Origin of the sequence: Aeromonas sp. R2-3 (genome assembly GCF_040908375.1) — a bacterium.
GTDB lineage: Bacteria > Pseudomonadota > Gammaproteobacteria > Enterobacterales > Aeromonadaceae > Aeromonas > Aeromonas veronii.
This window is the reverse complement of sequence record NZ_JBFODP010000032.1, coordinates 362480-381508: the sequence shown is the minus strand read 5'-3', so window position 1 is coordinate 381508 and position 19029 is coordinate 362480. Positions and strand designations below refer to the sequence as shown.

Annotated in this window: 17 protein-coding genes; 5 read left to right on the top strand and 12 right to left on the bottom strand. The window is 58.9% G+C overall.

The window, feature by feature from the left end:
* Positions 1-34 precede the first annotated feature (34 nt).
* Together AB5Z02_RS19345 and rplY are read left to right on the top strand one after the other, a co-directional pair.
* Positions 35-922, top strand: a complete 888-nt coding sequence (locus tag AB5Z02_RS19345; RefSeq protein WP_368216705.1) for a hypothetical protein — start codon at positions 35-37, stop codon at positions 920-922.
* Between the two features lie 116 nt (positions 923-1038).
* Positions 1039-1326 (top strand): 50S ribosomal protein L25, encoded by a 288-nt coding sequence (gene rplY, locus AB5Z02_RS19340; protein WP_005333252.1) that lies wholly within the window; start codon positions 1039-1041, stop codon positions 1324-1326.
* A 106-nt stretch (positions 1327-1432) separates the two neighbouring features.
* Here rplY and AB5Z02_RS19335 read toward each other — a convergent pair whose 3' ends face one another.
* Positions 1433-1825 carry a MerR family DNA-binding transcriptional regulator gene (locus AB5Z02_RS19335; RefSeq protein ID WP_005360322.1) on the bottom strand — a complete coding sequence of 131 codons (393 nt, stop codon included), beginning with the start codon at positions 1823-1825 and terminating at the stop codon, positions 1433-1435.
* A gap of 122 nt (positions 1826-1947) precedes the next feature.
* Here AB5Z02_RS19335 and AB5Z02_RS19330 point away from each other — a divergent pair, with 122 nt between their 5' ends.
* Positions 1948-3123: an acetyl-CoA C-acyltransferase gene (locus AB5Z02_RS19330; RefSeq protein WP_368216704.1), complete on the top strand. Its 1176-nt coding sequence runs from the start codon at positions 1948-1950 to the stop codon at positions 3121-3123.
* On the opposite strand, the gene AB5Z02_RS19325 is transcribed toward AB5Z02_RS19330, so the two are convergent.
* The 11 genes from AB5Z02_RS19325 to AB5Z02_RS19275 all read right to left on the bottom strand — a co-directional run bounded on the left by AB5Z02_RS19325 (position 3120) and on the right by AB5Z02_RS19275 (position 15378).
* Positions 3120-4343 (bottom strand): EAL and HDOD domain-containing protein, encoded by a 1224-nt coding sequence (locus tag AB5Z02_RS19325; protein ID WP_368216703.1) that lies wholly within the window; start codon positions 4341-4343, stop codon positions 3120-3122. The two genes, AB5Z02_RS19330 and AB5Z02_RS19325, sit on opposite strands and share 4 nt — an antisense overlap.
* Before the next feature lie 115 nt (positions 4344-4458).
* Entirely contained in the window at positions 4459-5727 is a 1269-nt protein-coding gene (locus tag AB5Z02_RS19320; protein WP_139494726.1) for an OmpP1/FadL family transporter, read from the bottom strand.
* A 252-nt stretch (positions 5728-5979) separates the two neighbouring features.
* A complete protein-coding gene (locus tag AB5Z02_RS19315; RefSeq protein ID WP_231721359.1) occupies positions 5980-7260 on the bottom strand; it encodes an outer membrane protein transport protein in 1281 nt (426 codons plus the stop codon).
* A gap of 402 nt (positions 7261-7662) precedes the next feature.
* Positions 7663-8442 carry a DUF3379 domain-containing protein gene (locus AB5Z02_RS19310; protein ID WP_231721358.1) on the bottom strand — a complete coding sequence of 260 codons (780 nt, stop codon included), beginning with the start codon at positions 8440-8442 and terminating at the stop codon, positions 7663-7665.
* On the bottom strand, positions 8435-9034 hold the full coding sequence (locus tag AB5Z02_RS19305; protein ID WP_005333245.1) for a sigma-70 family RNA polymerase sigma factor: 600 nt from the start codon (positions 9032-9034) through the stop codon (positions 8435-8437). Before AB5Z02_RS19305 ends, AB5Z02_RS19310 begins: the two co-directional genes overlap by 8 nt.
* 13 nt (positions 9035-9047) lie before the next feature.
* Positions 9048-10559, bottom strand: coding sequence for a hypothetical protein (locus tag AB5Z02_RS19300; protein WP_368216702.1), 1512 nt, complete (start codon positions 10557-10559; stop codon positions 9048-9050).
* Between the two features lie 20 nt (positions 10560-10579).
* Positions 10580-12031 carry a VWA domain-containing protein gene (locus AB5Z02_RS19295; protein WP_368216701.1) on the bottom strand — a complete coding sequence of 484 codons (1452 nt, stop codon included), beginning with the start codon at positions 12029-12031 and terminating at the stop codon, positions 10580-10582.
* A complete protein-coding gene (locus AB5Z02_RS19290) occupies positions 12022-13014 on the bottom strand; it encodes a VWA domain-containing protein (RefSeq protein WP_368216700.1) in 993 nt (330 codons plus the stop codon). Before AB5Z02_RS19290 ends, AB5Z02_RS19295 begins: the two co-directional genes overlap by 10 nt.
* The gene (locus AB5Z02_RS19285; protein ID WP_368216699.1) at positions 13011-13550 is read right to left on the bottom strand and encodes a DUF4381 family protein; all 540 of its coding nucleotides are present in this window, start codon (positions 13548-13550) and stop codon (positions 13011-13013) included. The genes AB5Z02_RS19290 and AB5Z02_RS19285 overlap by 4 nt, the downstream gene beginning before the upstream one ends.
* On the bottom strand, positions 13535-14437 hold the full coding sequence (locus AB5Z02_RS19280; protein WP_368216698.1) for a DUF58 domain-containing protein: 903 nt from the start codon (positions 14435-14437) through the stop codon (positions 13535-13537). Before AB5Z02_RS19280 ends, AB5Z02_RS19285 begins: the two co-directional genes overlap by 16 nt.
* The gene (locus tag AB5Z02_RS19275; RefSeq protein ID WP_368216697.1) at positions 14428-15378 is read right to left on the bottom strand and encodes an AAA family ATPase; all 951 of its coding nucleotides are present in this window, start codon (positions 15376-15378) and stop codon (positions 14428-14430) included. Before AB5Z02_RS19275 ends, AB5Z02_RS19280 begins: the two co-directional genes overlap by 10 nt.
* Before the next feature lie 182 nt (positions 15379-15560).
* Between AB5Z02_RS19275 and fadI the strand changes: the two genes are divergently transcribed.
* Positions 15561-16871, top strand: coding sequence for an acetyl-CoA C-acyltransferase FadI (fadI, locus tag AB5Z02_RS19270; RefSeq protein WP_368216696.1), 1311 nt, complete (start codon positions 15561-15563; stop codon positions 16869-16871).
* Positions 16871-19018: a fatty acid oxidation complex subunit alpha FadJ gene (fadJ, locus tag AB5Z02_RS19265; RefSeq protein WP_368216903.1), complete on the top strand. Its 2148-nt coding sequence runs from the start codon at positions 16871-16873 to the stop codon at positions 19016-19018. The genes fadI and fadJ overlap by 1 nt, the downstream gene beginning before the upstream one ends.
* Positions 19019-19029 lie beyond the last annotated feature (11 nt).

Genomic DNA, 19029 nt, shown 5'->3' with positions numbered 1-19029 from the left:
TAGCCCCTTCAAACCGCAAGTCAGGGAGGCAAGGATGCTGGGGATCTGGTTGAGTGTGGCGCAGGTGGTGATCAGCGGTTATCAACCCATCGCGGAACAAACCTGGGTGCAGTTGAACCCGGAATATTACCCGCTGGCGCGCACGCCGCCAGCGATGTTTGTGGCCTGGCGTGGCAATCAGTTTCCGCCGCTGGCCCAAAAGCAAAAGCACGGTCGCTGGCAGATCCTCTTTCCAGCCCGGCTGGTCCCCCCTTTCGATCTGTTCGAGGGGGAGGCGCAGCTCTCCAAAACCTATCTGGCAAGGCTGCGGCGCATCGACGAGATGGCTTACGGGGTTGTCCCCGGGCAGGCTGTTGCGGCTGGTGCAATCGTGCAGCAGGGGAGTGGATTCCCTGCTTATCACGCGCAACCTGTCGCGCCCTTTATTGCCGAGTTCCGCACACCCCAAGACGCGTTCGGTGGTGTTGATATGCCCAGCGACCCCGACGAGAGCGAACCTCTGCTCGCTCAGCTGGGGGTGACCTTTCGCACGGCGGGGATGAGTGGTACCCAAGGATATGAGGGAGTAGCGAGCGCCGATATGGCGCTCGTCAGCCACACGGCTAGCTTATCCGCAGGCAGTGACGCCATGCTTACCCTCTCGGCTCCTGCGGCAGGCGGTCCACAAACTGTGTGTCATCAGGTCGCAGCAGGGGAGACCCTGTGGCGCATTGCCAACCAGTTATCCAGCGCCCGGGGAGCCGATACCTACAGCTATTTGCTGGCGCTGGTGGCAGAGAATAAGCCGCGGCTTGGCAAGAGCATTCGGGTCAGAACGGGGGAGGGACTCTACTGCCCGCGCGCCGAGACCCTGGCGCGGTTTGATGCCCTGAGCCCGGCCCAGCGTCAGCAGCAATTCGCCCGGTTGGAGCAGGGGCGCTAAATGCAGAGTCGGTACCTTGTATCCGAATTTGGCCCGTGGTAGTATTCGCGTTCGTTTTGCGAGGTGCTGACCGGTCGCAGTTAGCACCATAAATTCATCCAAAAGAGATACATACTATGTCTTTCGTATTCCAAGCTGAAGTCCGTTCTGACCTGGGGAAAGGTGCGAGCCGCCGCCTGCGTCAAGCTGACCAAGTTCCTGCCATCGTTTACGGTGCAGGCAAAGAAGCCCTGTCCATCACTGTTGACCACAAGAAAATGATCCTGGCTCAAGAGAAGCCGGAATTTTATGAGTCTGTACTGACTCTGGTTATCAACGGTGAAGAAGTTAACGTTAAAGTGAAAGCTATCCAGCGTCACCCGGTACGTTACAAGCTGATCCACCTGGACTTCGTTCGCGTTTAATTGCGAACCGTCAGGTTGAAGAAAAGCCACTCTCAGGAGTGGCTTTTTGCTATCTGGCATCTTGTGAGCGGGCTGAAAGGACTTACCTGATAAGCCAACGAGGCGGTTATCCCAGCTGGCTAAGGGCCTGTTGGCAGCGCTGCTCGGCAGCATCCAGCTCCAGCAGCACCATCCTGATATCTTCCATCTGCTGTTGCAGTGTCTCCCGTTTCTCCTCAACCAGTCCCAGCATGGTCTGTAACTGGGTGCGGCTGCTCTTGTCGGCATCATAGAGATCAAACAGCTCGCGGATCTCGGCGAGGCTGAACCCGAGCCGCTTGCCGCGCAGGGTGAGCTTGAGGCGAACCCGATCCTGCTTGCTGTAAATGCGGGTTTGTCCCTCTCGGGCGGGATTGAGTAACCCCTGATCCTCATAAAAGCGGATACTGCGCGTCGTAATATCAAATTCCCGGGCCAGCTCACTGATGCTGAAGCGCCGTCCTTCATCCTTGTTGTTCATACAGACTTCTTGGCGAACTAAATCCTGTCTGCACCTTACCTAAACGTAAACTGCACTGCAACTCTTGTTCCATCGCGTCAGAACCCCTATGTTATGGCCATGTAACAAACAGAGGCAGGCAAATGGATATTGCAATTGTGGCGGCAAAACGGACTCCGATGGGGGCGTTTCAGGGGGCATTGGCAGAGGTAACTGCGCCTGAGTTGGGAGCCTGTGCCATCGAGGCGGCACTACAGCAAAGTGGGCTGAGTCCGGAGCAGGTCGATGAAGTGTTTATGGGCAATGTGCTGGCGGCGGGCGTGGGGCAAGCGCCAGCCCGGCAGGCGTTGTTGAAAGCAGGGTTGCCAGATAGTGTGCCTGCTACCACGGTCAACAAGGTGTGCGGATCCGGCATGAAAGCAGTGATGCTGGCGGCGGATACCATCCGCCTTGGTGACAACAGGGTGGCGGTCGCGGGGGGGATGGAGAGTATGAGCCGTGCCCCCTATCTGCTGGATAATGCCCGCAGCGGCTTTCGGATGGGGCATCAAAAGGTACTGGACCACCTATTCCTCGACGGTTTGCAAGATGCCTATGATGGCCAGCTGATGGGGGGGCATGCCCAGCGCAGCGCCGATCTGGCTGGTTTGACCCGCACTGCCATGGATGAGTTTGCTCTTGCGTCGTTGCAGCGTGCCCGCGATGCGCAGCAAGCCGGTGCGTTTGTGTCCGAACTGACAAGCGTCTATCGCGGTGAGCGCTTGTTGCTGGCCGAAGACGAGCAGCCCGGCAAGGGCAGACCGGAGAAGATCCCTACCCTGAAGCCAGCGTTTGGCAAGGAGGGCACCATTACGGCAGCCAATTCGAGCTCTATCTCGGACGGTGCGGCGGCGCTGATATTGATGGATGGCGCCACGGCGCAAGCCTGGCAGGTACCAGTGCTGGCACGGATCATCGGTTATCAGAGCCATGCAGCATTGCCCGCCGAGTTTACCTCTGCGCCCATTAGCGCCATTTCACGCTTGCTGGCGCGTCTTGCATGGTCGGTGGAAGAGGTGGATCTATTCGAGATCAACGAGGCCTTCGCCATGGTCACCATGCTGGCCATGAGCGGGGTCGGCATCCCTCATCACAAGGTCAATGTGAATGGTGGTGCCTGTGCACTCGGTCATCCGTTGGGGGCGAGTGGCGCGCGTATTCTGGTGACGCTGATTGCCGCGCTGCGGCAACGGGGTTTGCGGCGAGGCGTGGCCGCGCTCTGTATCGGAGGCGGTGAGGCGACCGCTATCGCGGTCGAAGTGAATGATGAGGCGAATTAATTGGTGGCGTCCATCGCCAGCAGTTGTTCCGTGACCCAGGTGGTGGCGGCCAGATAGAGGTGACTCACCTTATCCTCGCTCAGCCCCAGGCGGGCTGTTCTGGCCGTTACCCGTGACCAGTTGGCGCTCTCGTAATCTTCACAAAACGCGAGGTAGAAACCGAGATTGCCTTTTCGCTCCAATAGCGCCAGCCGAATATCGTCGATAAGAGGGATAGTGCCGAGCAGCTTGTCCATCGGCTGCTCCATCAGTACATCCAGCAGGGAGAAGAGACCGGTGATAAAGGCTTGTTGTGCCTGCTGGCTCGGAGCGTGGGCATGGGCCAGCAGTTCACAGAAGCGGGCACGGATCATCGACATCTGGTAGAGCTCGGCGCTCTTGCCCTTGCCGGCGCTGGTCGCGGCTACCAGCGAGACAAAGCGCTTTAGCTGGGTGTTGCCCAGATAGATGGCAGCCTGGCGAAATGACGAAATAGGGTTGGTGTGGCCCTTGAGATGGTTGACATAGCGCAGCAGCTTGAGGGAGAGGGAGATATCCTGACCGAGCAGCTGCTCAATCTTGTTGATATCAGGCTCTGCCTCGTTGACCACGTTGAGCAACTGCATCACTACGACTTGCGCCGGCTCCATAGTGGCTTGTTTGACCATCTCGGGTCGACTGAAGAAAAAACCCTGGAACAGCTGGATCCCCAGCTGTTTGACCCGCTCGAACTCCGCCTTGTCCTCTACTTTTTCCGCCAGATAGGTGAGCCCCAGCGTCTGATGCCGCTGGATAAACACCTTGATCTGCATCAGGGGGGTGGCACGAAGATCAAACTTGATGATGTGGATAAAGGGGAGGAAGCGCTCCCAATCAGGTGACATGGTGAAGTCGTCGAGTGCCAGTTGATATCCCAGCTTGTGCAGCTGTTTCACCTTTTCCAGCAGGGCATCATCCGGTGGGGAATCTTCCAGGATCTCAATCACCACTTTTTCGGGCGGCAGGCACTCTGCCAATCCCTCCAGCAGCAGTGAGTGGGGGAAATTGATAAAGCAGGGGCGGCCCCCCAACAGCTGATCGATATTTTGTTGCAGGAACTGTTCGACCACCAGGCGTGACGTCGCCTGCTGGGAGGAGATACTCGGGAAGACATTATTCAGACTATCGCGAAAGAGCAGCTCATAGGCATGAGTTTTGAGGTCTCTGTCGAGGATCGGCTGTCTTGCTACGTAGGAATACATGCCTTGCTCCAGTAAAGGTACTGGGTTGATTTTATGGTGTTGCAGAACACTATGCCAGTGTTCACCTTATTGAGTAAGGCAATAATTGGCATAGCGTTTTTTGCAGGGAAGGAATTTAGAAGAGATAGCTCAATTGTGCACCAGCCAGCCATGCATCCCCTTCGGAAGTGCCCTGGAAGGTGGAGGTCGTCAACGGATTACCCGGTTGCAGCTCCATTTTTTCAGTGACATCCACCTTTTTGCCATCGATCAGGGTCAGCCCCAGATCCACGGTCAGGTTGGGCGTGAACTGATACCCCATTCCCAGGCTGTACCAGAGCCGATCGGCATCCGGGATGGAGATGGTCCGACGATCGGCTGGCACCGGGCTGGCGTCATAGGCCACACCGGAGCGCAGTTGCCACTTGGGAGTGACCTGATAGGTCATACCGATGGCGTAGCGCCAGCTATCTTCCCAGTGCTCATCCTTGATGTGCATGTTCTGCAAATTGTTGAGATCAGCTTCCAACTGAACGAATTTGCTCCAGTTGGTCCAGTTCAGGCTGCCGTGGAGAGCCAGCTTGTCAGTCAGCTGATGGAATGCCGCCAACTCTGCCGTCGCTGGCAACGGCAGATCCAGACTGCCGGTATCTCTGATTTCGGTAACGGAGCCATCTGCATTGGGTCGGCCCACGATAGCATCTCCCGAGAGGGTCAAAGTGACATCGTGACGGTAGGATAGGCCAATTCGGGTTTGTTCGGACAACTCCAGCAAGGTGCCGACATTCCAGCCCCATGCCCAGCCATCCCCTTGCAAATGTTTTGCGATCAGGTTGCGAGAGGGGAAGGTGCCACCGACTTCGCCTTCGCCCTGAATAGCAGAGATCCCGGCACCAATTGACCACATTTCATTGATGCGATAGGCGAGTGAGGTACCCAGATCCATGGTCTTGATATCGGAGACATTGCCAAAGTGTCCCGCGCTGTAGTTATCCGGCATCTTGACGCCAAGGCCGTAGTAAGAGGTTGCCGAGAAGCCTAGTCGCCACTGCTCATTGAGTGGAATGATGAGATAGGCGTTGGGTACCCAGGCTGCGGCGGCGATATCGTGTGCACTGGCATCGGAGGTGACGATACCGGCTTTGGTCGGCAAGCGGGTGTTGCCTTCAATATTGACGTCAGGACTGACATAGATGACTCCGCCAGAGAGCGCCATCTGATCGAAGCGGGTCATGGCTGCTGCATTGCGGGAGAGTACACTGGCGTTATCCGCGATGGCTGCCTCACCGGCAAAGGCGCGTCCCAGTCCTGTAGCGGACTGTTCAGCCAATTGGAACCCGGCGGCATGGGTCTGACCCGCGATCACCAGCAGGGCGATGGCGGACGGTTTGATGATGGGGTGCATGGCAAAATCCTTGCTGTTATCCGAAGGTTCAATCGGTCATATGAATGGAGGCAGGATTTTATATGGTATGACCAGTAAGGCAACGGTAATGGCCAGCATCTGGATAAAACAAGATTAAATGCTGGGATGATGAAATCTAATAGATTGATTAGAAAAGAAAAATAAACACGTGTGTGCTACATGTGTGCGCTGAACTGGCTTTTGCGGACAAAAAAAGAGCGCCTGACGGCGCTCTTTTCATTCTATCAATAATCAGAACTTCATATTGAAGCCAACAGATGCCAAGAATGCATCACCGTGTGAAGTACCAACCCAATGCGGGTTTTGTAGGCTTGCAGGACCATGAGTCGCACCCAAGCTTTCATCTACATCAACTTTTTTGCCATCGATATAGGTCAAGCCGAAGTCCAAGCTCATATCTTGGTTGAAGTGGTATGTTGTACCAGCGCTATACCAGATTCGATCTGAGTCTGGAATGCTCAAGCTGCGATATTCAGCTTCGATTGGAGTTTTGTCATAAGCAAAGCCTAGACGTGCTTCCCAAACTGGGTTGATGTACCAAGTTCCACCAAGCGCATAACGAGTTGAGTCTTTGAATTTCTCTTCTTTTTTCAACAGCGTTGCGCCACTGCTGGAGGTTGCTTTCAGCTCTTGGAATGCGCTCCAGTCGGTCCAGTTGACGGAGTAGTGAACTGCAAATTGCTGATTAAGACGATGATAACCAGCAAACTCAGCTTGGGCGGGCAAGTCAAGTTTCAAATTTCCATCAATGGTTTTACCAGCCAAAGCTCCAGGGCCTGCGGGTAAATCGTTGGAATAATCGCCATCAAAACTCATGTCTACCTGTGAACGGTAAGTGAGAGCTAATCGATTGTTTTCATTGATTTCATAAAGGGTGCCGACGTTCCAACCAAAACCCCAAGTGTCTCCTTTCATATGGGAAACTCGGGTCTCATTAGGCAGCGATGGGATTAGTTCACCGTTAAAACGGTTCAACTCTGCAGCGCCATAGACCGCATTGATACCTGCACCTATGCTGAACCGCTCGTTGATGCGGTAGGCAATATTGGGGTTGATGTTGAACGTAACAAGGGATGTGTCACCTGCTCCAGAGCCTGCGTTGAAACTCTTATCGTACTCGGTAGACAACCCGTAGTTGGAGAAGAGACCAATACCCCAAGCCCACTGGTCATTAATTGGTTGGATAAAATATGAGGCTGGCACAAAGGCTGCTGGTGCAATGTCATCTTGGCTGGCACTTACGCCACGCAAAGGAATAGTTCCCTCCACATCCACATCCGGTTTGATGTAGGTGCCGGAGACAGAAACTGCCATCTTGTCGAAGGTGGTCATGGCCGCCGGGTTACGGGCCAGGACGGAGGCGTTGTCGGCGATAGCTGCTTCACCGGCATAGGCGCGACCCAGACCGGAGGCCGAGTGCTCGTTCAACTGGAATGCCGCGGCATGGACTTGACCGGTGGCCAGCGCGATGGTGGCGGCAATCAGGCTCTTCTTGAAAATAGTTGTCGTCATGGTGTTCTCTCTTGTAGGCAGATTTTTTTGCCGATATTGGCTGCACGTTCAATGCAAACCTCGACAAAATCCGTTTTTATTTCAGCTTCTTCCCAATCAATTCTGGCGTGATTCTATGGATCTGGTAGGAGGTAAGAAATCAGACCAGTGACAGCAGAATACATAAAAGTGATCGGTGTGTTAATCATTTGTTTTAACTTGCTGTTTAATTCATCATTTTCAGGGTCTAAAGGCGGAATATTGACCTGGATTGCTGATCTCCGTCACAAAAATAATTTTGTCAATTTTTCGAAATCTTGAGGCAAATGAGTGACAAAGGGGAGTAAACAGGGAGGGAACAGGCAGCGGCTCGTGACCGCCGCCTGCTATTGAGGATGGATCTGAGGTTGTTAACCAGCGATGTTAAATGTCCCACTGCAGACGTGACTGCAGGGCGTTGGCAACGGGGGCAAGTGGCTCTCTCATCTCGCCAATCAGTACCATATTGGCGCCTTTGAGCTGGACAATCTCTCCTTTGAGGGTGCCATCTTCAAAGGTGGCCTGTTGCAGGGTTAATGGCACATGTTTGGGCACTAAAAAGAGAGTGACTGGCCCCATCTTTCCCTGGATCACCATGTGCAAGGCCGGTCCCTGATAAAACGAGCAGTGATTGACATAGGTCACCTTGAGCCCATCCATCCCGCTTAAGGTGGCGCCATACTTCTCCATCTTGGCATTGATGTTATGCAGATTGACCTGCTCATCGACACCTTCAATAAAGGGTTCTTCGCCATAGACATGAGCCATCGCCACCTGTGCGAGGGAGAGGGCCGCAGGAGCCGTTTCTGGCAGCGTGATCCAGCGGGTGCTCATTCCCAGCAGGAAGGCGACCGATGCAGCCAGGGCGATCTGGCGCCAGGATGTTGATGTCCGGAGCTTGACTGGCGCCGTGCCAAGGGGTCGGGATGGCGGCATCTCATCTTGCGCGTCACTGTCTTGCAGCATGGCTTGCCTGAGCAGGATCCGTTCGGCCAGTCCGGCGGGAACCTCAACCTGCATGGCGTGCTTGAGAGTTCTGTCGAACTGCTTCATCTCGTCGAGGTAGTTCCGATTGGCTTGGCTTGCTTCAGCGGCTTTGAGAAAATCCGGCAGTTTATCGTTGGGCTGGATCATGGCGTTGCGGCGAAATTCGAGTTCATCCATGTCCGTGTCCTCTTGCTTGGTTCTTCTGCTCCATCGCCTCCTTGATCTGGTTGCGGGCGCGAAACAGTCGGGTCATGACGGTGTTCTTGTTGAGGCCGAGCATCTCGGCAATCTCCTCACCACTGAATCCTCCCACGACTTGCAGCAGCAGTGGCTCCTGGTACTCCTCGGGCAACCGGGCGATGTGACGGTGCAACCACTCGTTCTCCATCTCCTGTTCGCTGTGCAGCGCATCGTGCTGGGGTTGAGGGTGATCGTCGAGATCCACCAGCTCCAGCTGTTTGCGTTCAAAGCGGCGGGCGTTCTCCCGTCTGAGGATGGTGATCAGCCACCCTTTGGCCGCCTTGTCATCCTGCAGGGTGTCGATAGCCTTCCAGGCACGCAGGAAGGTCTCTTGCACCAGATCTTCCGCTACGTTGGGATCCCGGGTCAGCCAGTAGGCATACCGGTAGAGATCGCCGTGCAGCGCATGAACCAGTGCTTCAAATTTGGTTTGTTTGTCAGCCATGGGATCAGAGACCGGCGAAGTGGCCGGATCATTTCCACCAATATGCTGCTGAGCACGTTTTTTTCTAAAAAACAGCAGTGCCATAGGGCAATCCTTGTCAGGGCGCGTAGCGGCGGGAGCGGGAACTCCCGTGCGCCAGCAGGTAAATCAGATGCGCAATACCGGCCGTTTCATCAGCCCTGAGGGTGCGCGCCAGAGTGCGCCACTCGATGGGCTGGCCAGAAGAGGGCCGTGCAAAACAGGCTCGCTCGAGTGCGGCGAGCGCGTTGCCGAGCCGATTATGCCCAGCGTCGGGCAACTGGCCTAATTGATAATAGGAGACCTGCCAGCGCAAGGTCGCCCATCGGATCAGTGCCTTGCGACTGGCATCCGGCTGGTGTTGGGCAAGGGCACGTTGCAGTTGATAGAAGGCGCGCCAGCGGGGCCAGTGGCGCCATAGCGCACGCAGCGTTATGGCCAGCACGGCCCACCAAAGGCTCTCTCGCAGTGCCATCTGCGATGTCTGCTGATCAGGTTGCCGATTTGTCGTTGCCTGAAACGTCAGCGTGATGGCAGGCAGGCTGGCCTGCTCAATCCGGCCACTTTGGGTATTAAACCAGGGCAGATCAATGGGGGGCAGCTGATAGTCGCCGCTCTGCTCCGCGAACAGAGTCTGGCGCCATTGTCGCTCAAACAGCAGCTTGCCATCTCGGTAACGCTCCTGCTGTTGCTCGCCATCGGGATGTGCCTGTATGCCGCTTGGCAGTTGATGGGCCATCAGGGGGGCAAGCTGTATCTGGCCGCTGTCACCATTCTCCATGGTCAGGGTGAGGATCCGGATCAGCGGTTCACCCACTTCCCCCATGGTGGCCGGTTCAAGCCGTTGACTCAGGGTCAGCCGGGTGGCCACTGGCGTGGCGGGGGCTTTGTCGACCCGAACCTCGAGTGGTGCCGCACGGGCCGAGAGTTTTTGCGGCTTGCCCCCTTGCGGCGTGAGCTGCCCCTGCAAGCGGGGTGAGTCGAGGTACCAGAGCCCCGGCGCTTTTGCCTGAACGAGCCAGCTGCGGGTGAGCCGGCCTGGTAGACCAGCCTGAGCGGGGGCGATCCACTCGTCGCTACCGAGGCGACGGATGGTGAAGCTAGCAGAGCTGAGTTCGCTCAGCGCCGGGTTTTGCATGCTGGTGGGAAGCCAAAGAGTCAGGCGGTAGATCACCGGCTGGCCGGGATAGAGCGGGCCCTGATGATCAAGGCTGGCCTGCATCTCGAGGGGTGAGGGGGCTGCGGGCTGCGGCAGCGAGGCAGTTTTCGCCTCTCTCAATGGCAGGGTGAGCGAGGGGGTGAACTCATTTCCGAGCTTGAGCGGGGCAATCACCACCTTTGTATTAGCAGGTGAGTTGCTCTGGTGCAGCGGGATCTGCCAGCGAGTTAGTTGTTGTACCGGGGTGGTGACCCTGCTCATGGTCACTCTTCCCACTGCAAACTGGCGCAGTAGGGGGGTGATCTCCAGTTCGCTGTTCTGGCGCTCGCCATCCGCTTCGATGATCAGCAGCCAATCGCTGGGATCGGCCCCCGGCAGCAACTCTGCCCGAGGGGGCAAAGCCCAGCAAAGTGGACTCGCGAGTGCGAGCAACAGTCCCCATCCTGCTCGCGTCACCAGGGCTCCTCCACCTTGATAAGGTCCCGGCGCAGCGCCTCTTTGCGCAGTCGCTGTTCCAGCAGCAACACCGGGGGGGAGGGTGGCAGGGGCATTGCTGCTGCCTGCTGTTCAGCCGATGGCTTGGGCTGCTTGCTGTTGCTGGTATCGGGAGCGGCGGTCGCTCCACCCTGTAACAGAGAGAGGTTATAGAGCGCATCTTCATGGCCGGGCTCCAGTGCCAGAGCGGCCAGATAGGCCTCCTTGGCCGAGGCAAACTCCCCCAGCTGCAGCAGGGCATTGCCGCGGTTGTAGTGGGCGGTGGCGCTCGCAGCTTCCTGATAGGCTGAGATAGCTTGCCGATAGGCACCGGCTCGATACCAGGCGTTACCGCGCCAGACTGGATCGTTGAAGGTGCGGGCGGCCCGCTGAAAATCCCCCTCTTGATAAGCCTGCATCGCTTGCAGGTCTCCTCTCTCTGTTGCTTGCAGATCTTGTGGCGCAAGCAGCTGCGCTCCCACCATCAGCGCCATCATCAACCGGGCGCCGACTCTGGCCAGCAAGGCGAGCGGTAACAAGGGGATCAGCAACCATGGGCCAAGATCCAGTGGCGCCGGGGTGAGGGCCGAGGTAGTGGTGGGCAGCGGTGCAAAGCGGGGGGCGTCGCTGCCAAGCCACTGCAGCTCACCGCCGAGGCGATTGGCCAAGGCGGTAATGGCCTGACTATCGGGGGCGGGCAACTGAGCGGGCATGCGGGTGGCAAACCCCAACTCATTGGCCGGAATGGCGGGCATGGGGGCCGGTTGACCACTGCTGGCGAGCAGAATATCGAGGCGTGCCGACTGGGTGTCGCGGCAGAGAAGGCGTTGCTGGCAGGGCCACAGAGCAGCGATTTGGGTCATCTGATCCTGGGTGAGGTCGTCGGTGATCAGCAGCAGACGCGCTTGTTCTCCAGGGGCCAGCTGCTTCATGGCAAGTTCCACCGCCCGTGCCGGGTTGCTGCCCTGCAGCGGCATGATATCGGGGCGCAAATCGGGCAGCAGTAACGCGAGGGCCTGATGATCCCGGGTTGGCGGCATGGCGAGGTAGGCATCGCCTGCGTAGAGGATCAGCGCAATGCGCTCGCCCTTGGCGCGGCTCAGCAACTGCTGTAATTGCCATCTGACCCGGGTTGCCCGATCCGGTTTGAGGTCGGTGGCGGTCATCGAGCGTGACAAGTCCAGTAGCCAGATATCGAGCGGTGCCGCAGGCTGCTGTTGCAGCTCACCGCGCAGTGCCGGTCCGCTCAGGGCCAAAATCACGGGCAGGGTTGCCAGCCAGAGCCAGGGGCGCTGAGGACGGGATGCTGGCAGCAGATAAGCCTGCATAGCAGGCGCAAGCAACGGGGGTTGGCGACGACGGCGCCACCCTTGCCAGAGCCAGGGGATGAGTGCGATCAGCCACAGGGGGCGGAGCAAGATCAGCTCCATCTGCGCGAGCCTCGTGCCAGCCAGCTACGCACCATGCGAAACTCCAGTCTGCCGTGCCCTGATGGCAGAAGTAGCAAGCTACAAAGCAGTGCCAACGGCCAGGGGTAGAGCTCGATCACCGGCTGGTACTGGGCAACCGGCATGGGGGCAGGTTCAAGGGTATTGAGGGTTGCGTTGATGGCATCGAGATCGCTTTGGGTGCGAGCCCGAAAGTAATGCCCCCTGCCGATCTGCGCCAGCTCTTTCAGCAGCGGCTCGTCCAGTTCGCTGCTGGGATCGGCCTGACCGCTGCCCGCCTCATCGTAGGGTTGGATAAAGGTATCGGGATCGGCCCCGACCCCCAGCGTGTAGATCCGTATTCTCTGCGCTGCGGCGAGCTTGGCCTCCTGCAGTGGGTCAGCACTGCCTGCGGTATTGCGGCCATCAGTGACCAGCAGCAGGGCGGTGGGGCGACCCGGATCCCCATGCTGACGTGCCAGCTGGATTGCCTCGCCAAGGGCAGTGGTTCGGCCGACCAGATCAAAATCGAGCTCGTCGCTCAAGGTCAACAGCGCCGGGATCTCCTGAGTGAGGGGAGAGAGCAGGTAGGCGTGATCGGCAAATACGATGAGGCCCACCCTGTCTCCGGCCCGTTTGGCGATCAACGCCTTGATCTGCTGGCGCACCGCCGTCAACCGAGCTTGCTGCTCACCGTTATCGAGCATATCAGGGGTGCGCATGCTGTCTGACAGATCCACCGCCAGCAGCAGATCCCGACTCCCTTCATATTGGATCACCGGTTCCCCCCACCACTGGGGACGGCAGAGGGCGAGGATAAGGGCGCACCAGAGCAGCATGGCGCGCCAGAGCGGTAATCCGGCGTGGGGGCGTAACAGCGCAAATCCGGGATGAGCCAGATAACCGCGGCGCAGGGGCGGCAAGCCGAAGCGCACCAGCAAGGGCAGCACCAGCGCCAGCGCAAACCAGGGCCAGGCCAGGGTCATGGGTGCCTCCGCGCGGCTTTACGCCTCGAGCGGGGAGAGCGTTGCAAGAAGAGGGTCTGACCCCAGCGGCAATAATGTTGCCGAAGCTGTTCGCACTGCTCGCGAGTCGGGTTCTGGCTGCCATAGAGCCAACTGCTCCAGTGAGACGAGAACTGGCTGAAATCGCTGCCGCCGTGACGATCGACGAAGGCGAGCCACGCCTCTCTCTGCAACTGGCGCGCCTCGGGCCAGCGTTGCAGTGCTTCATGACGCAGGGCCTTCTGTATGCGTGCCACCAGCAGTGCCGGATCTCCCTCCAGCTGACGACACCAGCGGCGGTAACGTATCACCCTGCGGGCAATCAGGACGATCAGCAGCAGCAATAGACCTGTGATCAATAGCCACAAAAGCGCCTGCACTCTGGGATCAAGACTCTGTTCAACCAGATCCGGCCCCGGGTGGATGTCTCGCATCAGGGCAACCAGCGGCGGAGTGATGGCGTCGGAGGCGGGGCTGGCACTGTCGAGTTCGGCGGGGGAGATCATCCCTGATGACATAACCCCTCCTGCCACTGCTGTTGCAGCGTCTGGCTGTTATCGAGCAGGTAGAGGCGCTGCACCAATGGCAACAGCAACTGCTTGCCGTAGGCCAGCTGCTGCTCGGCAGCTTGCTGGTAGCGGCGGGAGAAACCGGCATGGCCCCCATCCAGCCAGCCCTGATAGTGCTGCCTTGGCCGATCGATGGCCACTGGCAGCTGGCCGTCAGAGGGAAGGGCGGCCTCTAGGGGGTCGCGGATCTGCCAATAGTGAATATCGTGGCGCCGGGAGAGCAGCTGCAATTGCTGACAGAGCGCCGACTCGCAGGGTCTGTGATCGGTGATGATCGTCAGCTTGGCTCCGTGAGGCAACTTCACGCCAGACAAGGTGTCGGCTAGCGAGTGCGAAAGGGGCCGACGTGCCAGCCCTTGCTGGTAGTGATGGCAGAGGGATTCGAGCAGGGGCAGCACGCTGCCGCGCTGGCTCTGGTGATGGGGGATAAGCCCGTGGCAGATCAGGGTGTTGTGCTGCTTCCCCCCTTGCCAGATCAAGGCTGCTGCCAGCTCGCACCCCAGACGCGCCTTGAGCTGCAGCGTGGAGCCGAAATACATGGCAGGAGAGAGATCGAGCAGCAGCCAGTGCGCCTGATCGAGCTCCTCGCTATAGAGGCGGGTATAGGGACGACCGAGGCGTGCGGTCACTCGCCAGTCGATATGGCGTACCTCGTCACCAGCCTGATAGGCGCGCAGCTCCCGAAACGTGAGTCCGGGAGAGCGGCCCGGTTTGCCGCGTTCGCTGCTGCTTCTGCCTGCGTGAGGTGGCTTCCTGGCCTTGGCCCAGAGCCGGATATTGAGCAGCCGTGGCAGCGACAGGGCGATATCGGGATGGAGGTCCGGTGTTAGGGACATGGCACCTGATCCAGCAGTTGGGCGATCAGGATATCGTTTTCCAGATTGTCGGCCAGTGCCTGATAGCTGGGAATAAGGCGGTGGCGCAGCACCGGATAGGCTTGCAGCTGGATATCTTCCGGCAGCACATAATCACGTCCGGCGAGCCAGGCGCGGGCACGGGCGGAGCGAGCCAGCCCCAGCGTAGCCCGAGGGCTGGCTCCCACGGCAATCAATGGCTCAAGGGCAGGGCAAAGGCCACTACCCGGGCGGGTGGCGCAGACTAGCTCCACCAGATAGTGCTCCAGTCTGCTTTGCATGGTGACCGCCAGCACTTCGCTGCGCGCACGCTGCAAGGTGGTTTGGCTCAGGTTCACCAGCGCCGCGCCGAGCTGTTCCCCGCTGGCGTTGAGCTGCAAGATGGCGAGCTCCATGGTGGGGCTCGGGTAATCCACCATCAGCTTGAGCAGAAAGCGGTCGAGCTGTGCCTCCGGCAGGGGATAGGTTCCCTCCTGCTCGATTGGGTTCTGGGTGGCGGCGACCATAAAGAGGGGTGGCAGCCGCCAGCTCTTTTTGCCCACGGTGATCTGGTGTTCGGCCATGGCCTCCAGCAGCGCTGATTGCACCTTGGCCGGTGCTCGGTTGATCTCGTCTGCCAGCACCAGATGGTTGAAGAGGGGGCCTGGCTGGAAAACAAAACTGGCATCCTGCGGGTGAAACACCTCGCTGCCGGTGAGATCGGCGGGTAGCAGGTCGGGGGTAAACTGGATACGGGCAAAGCGCCCTTCGACGGCGCCAGCGAGCGCCTTGACGGCGCGGGTTTTGGCCAGCCCGGGAGCCCCTTCGATTAACACATGTCCTTCACATAACAGGGCAATCAGGAGCCCTTCTATTAGCTCCTCCTGCCCGAGGATCTGACTGCCAAGATAGTCCCTAAGCGCTCTGAACTCGGCCGCTGCCATGCGATAAACCCGTTGTTTTTATGGAAGTTGATCTTTTTATACTCCAGTTGCTTCCCAAGGGCGAGCAAAGGGGCCTTGCCGCGCTTAATTTAGTTTCAATCAGCTGTATGAAACTTGTGATTGGATTGTTAAGATGTGGCGCAATGAGGTCAGACCTCTGCCTTTTAAACCAAGGAGCCAGGATGAAACAGCCATTGAAACTGACGACTCGCCAGGGCGAACGGATTGCCGTCGTGGCGGGGCTGCGTACCCCCTTTGCCAAGCAGGCCACCGCCTTTCATGGCGTGCCTGCAGTCGATCTCGGCAAACTGGTGGTGAGCGAGATGCTCGCCCGTACCGATCTCGATCCCAAGCTTATCGACCAGCTGGTGTTTGGTCAGGTGGTTCAGATGCCGGAAGCCCCCAACATTGCCCGCGAGATCGTGCTCGGTACCGGCATGAGCGTCAATACCGATGCCTATAGCGTCTCCCGCGCCTGCGCCACCAGTTTTCAGGCGGTGGCCAACGTCACCGAATCCATCATGGCCGGTACCGTAGACATCGCCATCGCCGGCGGCGCTGACTCCTCCTCCGTACTGCCTATCGGAGTGAGCAAGAAGCTGGCCCGCGCCCTGGTGGATCTCAACAAGGCGCGCAATCTGCAGCAGCGCTTCAATATTCTGCGGACATTGAGGGTCAAGGATCTGCTGCCAGTACCGCCCGCTGTGGCGGAATATTCGACCGGTCTCTCCATGGGACAGACCGCCGAGCAGATGGCCAAGAGTCACCAGATCAACCGCGAGGCGCAAGATGCGCTGGCTCACCGCTCCCACACTCTGGCCGCGCAGGCTTGGGCTGATGGCAAGCTCAGTGGCGAGGTGTTTACCGCCCATGTACCGCCTTACAAGTCACCGCTCGAGCGGGACAACAATATCCGTGAAAGCTCGGATCTGGCGAGTTACGCCAAGCTCAAGCCGGTGTTTGATCGGGTCCATGGCACAGTCACTGCTGCCAACGCCACCCCGCTGACCGATGGCGCTGCTGCCGTGCTGTTGATGCGCGAAGGTCGGGCGAAAGAGCTGGGCCTCGAACCGCTTGGCTATATCCGCAGCTTCGCTTTCTCGGCCATCGATGTGTGGCAAGACATGCTGATGGGGCCCTCCTACGCCACGCCGCTGGCGCTGGACAGAGCCGGTATCACGCTCAGCGATCTGACCCTGATCGACATGCACGAAGCCTTTGCCGCCCAGACCCTGGCCAACCTCAAGATGTTTGCCAGCCACGAGTTTGCCCGTGACAAGCTGGGCCGCGATCAGGCCATCGGCGAGGTGGACATGGAGAAGTTCAACGTCCTCGGTGGTTCGCTGGCCTATGGCCACCCCTTTGCCGCGACCGGTGCGCGGATGATCACCCAGACCCTGCACGAGCTGCGTCGTCGCGGTGGGGGACTGGGGCTCAACACCGCCTGTGCGGCGGGTGGATTGGGCGTGGCTATGGTGTTGGAGGTTGAATGATGAGCGCTAAGACTTTTTCCCTGGATGTTCGCAAAGATGGCATCGGCATCCTCACCATGGATGTGCCGGGCGAGAGCATGAATACCCTGAAGGCCGCCTTTGTGGAGGAGATCCGCACCGTGCTGGCCGAAGTGAAACGCAACAAGGATTTGATCGGTCTGGTGATCACCTCCGGCAAGAAGGACTCCTTCATCGCCGGCGCTGACATTACCATGCTGGCCGCCTGCACCAGTGCCAAGGATGCCGAGACCCTGTCGCGAGAAGGGCAGGAGATCTTTGCCGAGATCGAGGGGCTGACCATTCCTGTGATCGCCGCCATTCACGGCCCCTGCCTCGGTGGCGGGCTGGAGCTGGCGCTGGCCTGCCATGGTCGGGTGGTGACCGATCACGGAAAATCTGTGCTGGGATTGCCGGAAGTTCAGCTCGGTCTGCTGCCGGGCTCTGGCGGTACCCAGCGTCTGCCGCGCCTCATCGGGGTGGCCAAGGCGCTGGATCTGATGCTGACCGGCAAGCAGGTGCGGGCCAAACAAGCCAAAAAATTGGGGCTGGTGGACGATGTGGTGTCGCCGTCAATCTTGTTGGATGCTGCCATCAAGCTGGCCAAGAAGGGCAAACCGCGCCATCAGTTGAAACGGGATCTGCAGGGCAAGGTGCTGGAGACCAACAAGCTGGGCCGCAAGGTGCTGTTTGATCAGGCCAGCAAGGGGGTGAAAGCCAAGACCCGCGGCAACTATCCGGCGCCGGAGCGGATCCTGGACGTTGTCCGCATCGGCGTGGAGGAGGGGATGAAGGCCGGCCTGGCTGCCGAATCCCGTCACTTTGGCGAGCTGGTGATGACTGCCGAGTCTGCCGCCCTGCGTTCCATCTTCTTTGCCACCACCGAGATGAAGAAAGAGGTCACCTATCAGGGAGCCGAGCCGCGCAAGGTAGCCCATGCCGCCGTGCTGGGCGGTGGTCTGATGGGGGGCGGCATTGCGTTCGTCACCGCTACCAAGGCGGGCGTGCCGGTGCGGATCAAGGATGTGGCAAGCGCCGGGATCGGCAATGCCATGCGCTACAGCTATGACATTCTGGCCAAGAAGCTCAAGCGTCGTCACATCCTGCGCAGCGAGCTGGAAAAGCAGATGAGCCTGCTGACCGGCACCCTCGACTACTCCGGTTTTCACCGAGTGGACATGGTGGTGGAGGCGGTGTTTGAAGATCTCAATCTCAAACACCAGATGGTGAAGGACGTGGAGCGTGAGTGCGGTGAGCACACAGTGTTTGCCTCCAACACCTCCTCCCTGCCCATTAACCAGATTGCGGCAGAGGCGGCGCACCCAGAGCGAGTCGTGGGGCTGCACTACTTCAGCCCAGTGGACAAGATGCCGCTGGCGGAGATCATCCCCCACGCTGGCACCAGTGCCGAGACGGTCGCCACCACCCTGGCTTTTGCCCGTGCCCAGGGCAAAACCCCCATCGTGGTGAAGGACGAAGCCGGTTTCTACGTCAACCGCATCCTGGCGCCCTACATGAATGAGGCGGCAAGACTGGTGCTGGAAGGGGAGCCGGTAGAGGTGCTGGATAGCGCGCTGCTGGATTTTGGCTTCCCGGTTGGCCCCATCACCTTGCTGGACGAGGTGGGGATCGATGTGGGCGCCAAGATCTCCCCCATTCTCGAGAAAGAGCTGGGCGGCGAGCAGTTCCAGGCGCCCAAAGCGTTCGACAAACTGCTGCAAAATGATCGCAAGGGACGCAAGAACGGCAAGGGCTTCTACCTCTATGGCAAGGCGGCACCGCGCAACAAGCTGACTGGCAAAGAGGGCAAGAAGACGGTGGACGAGAGCGTCTATGGCGTGCTCGGCATCAAGCCGTCTGCCAAGCTGGCCCGTCAGGAGATCGCCGAGCGCTGCGTGCTGCTGATGCTCAACGAAGCGGCGATGGCGCTGGATAGCGGTGTGGTGGCGTCGGCCCGTGATGGCGATATCGGCGCCATCTTCGGCATCGGTTTCCCGCCTTTCCTTGGCGGCCCGTTCCGTTATATGGACACGCTCGGGATCGATCATCTGGTTGGCCGTCTGGAGTATTACCAGAAGCGCCACGGCGACCGGTTCGCCCCCTGTGCCCGTCTCAAGGCGATGGCGGCAGAGCAGCAGACCTTCTACTGATAATCGCAGCA

Coding starts and splice junctions, on each gene's coding strand:
- AB5Z02_RS19320 (WP_139494726.1), bottom strand. CDS start 5,727: ATGCACCCCATCATCAAACCGTCCGCCATCGCCCTGCTGGTGATCGCG.
- AB5Z02_RS19305 (WP_005333245.1), bottom strand. CDS start 9,034: ATGGCACTGCTGTTTTTTAGAAAAAAACGTGCTCAGCAGCATATTGGT.
- AB5Z02_RS19285 (WP_368216699.1), bottom strand. CDS start 13,550: ATGTCATCAGGGATGATCTCCCCCGCCGAACTCGACAGTGCCAGCCCC.
- fadJ (WP_368216903.1), top strand. CDS start 16,871: ATGAGCGCTAAGACTTTTTCCCTGGATGTTCGCAAAGATGGCATCGGC.
- fadI (WP_368216696.1), top strand. CDS start 15,561: ATGAAACAGCCATTGAAACTGACGACTCGCCAGGGCGAACGGATTGCC.
- AB5Z02_RS19310 (WP_231721358.1), bottom strand. CDS start 8,442: ATGGATGAACTCGAATTTCGCCGCAACGCCATGATCCAGCCCAACGAT.
- AB5Z02_RS19275 (WP_368216697.1), bottom strand. CDS start 15,378: ATGGCAGCGGCCGAGTTCAGAGCGCTTAGGGACTATCTTGGCAGTCAG.
- rplY (WP_005333252.1), top strand. CDS start 1,039: ATGTCTTTCGTATTCCAAGCTGAAGTCCGTTCTGACCTGGGGAAAGGT.
- AB5Z02_RS19295 (WP_368216701.1), bottom strand. CDS start 12,031: ATGGAGCTGATCTTGCTCCGCCCCCTGTGGCTGATCGCACTCATCCCC.
- AB5Z02_RS19345 (WP_368216705.1), top strand. CDS start 35: ATGCTGGGGATCTGGTTGAGTGTGGCGCAGGTGGTGATCAGCGGTTAT.
- AB5Z02_RS19290 (WP_368216700.1), bottom strand. CDS start 13,014: ATGACCCTGGCCTGGCCCTGGTTTGCGCTGGCGCTGGTGCTGCCCTTG.
- AB5Z02_RS19330 (WP_368216704.1), top strand. CDS start 1,948: ATGGATATTGCAATTGTGGCGGCAAAACGGACTCCGATGGGGGCGTTT.
- AB5Z02_RS19280 (WP_368216698.1), bottom strand. CDS start 14,437: ATGTCCCTAACACCGGACCTCCATCCCGATATCGCCCTGTCGCTGCCA.
- AB5Z02_RS19325 (WP_368216703.1), bottom strand. CDS start 4,343: ATGTATTCCTACGTAGCAAGACAGCCGATCCTCGACAGAGACCTCAAA.
- AB5Z02_RS19335 (WP_005360322.1), bottom strand. CDS start 1,825: ATGAACAACAAGGATGAAGGACGGCGCTTCAGCATCAGTGAGCTGGCC.
- AB5Z02_RS19315 (WP_231721359.1), bottom strand. CDS start 7,260: ATGACGACAACTATTTTCAAGAAGAGCCTGATTGCCGCCACCATCGCG.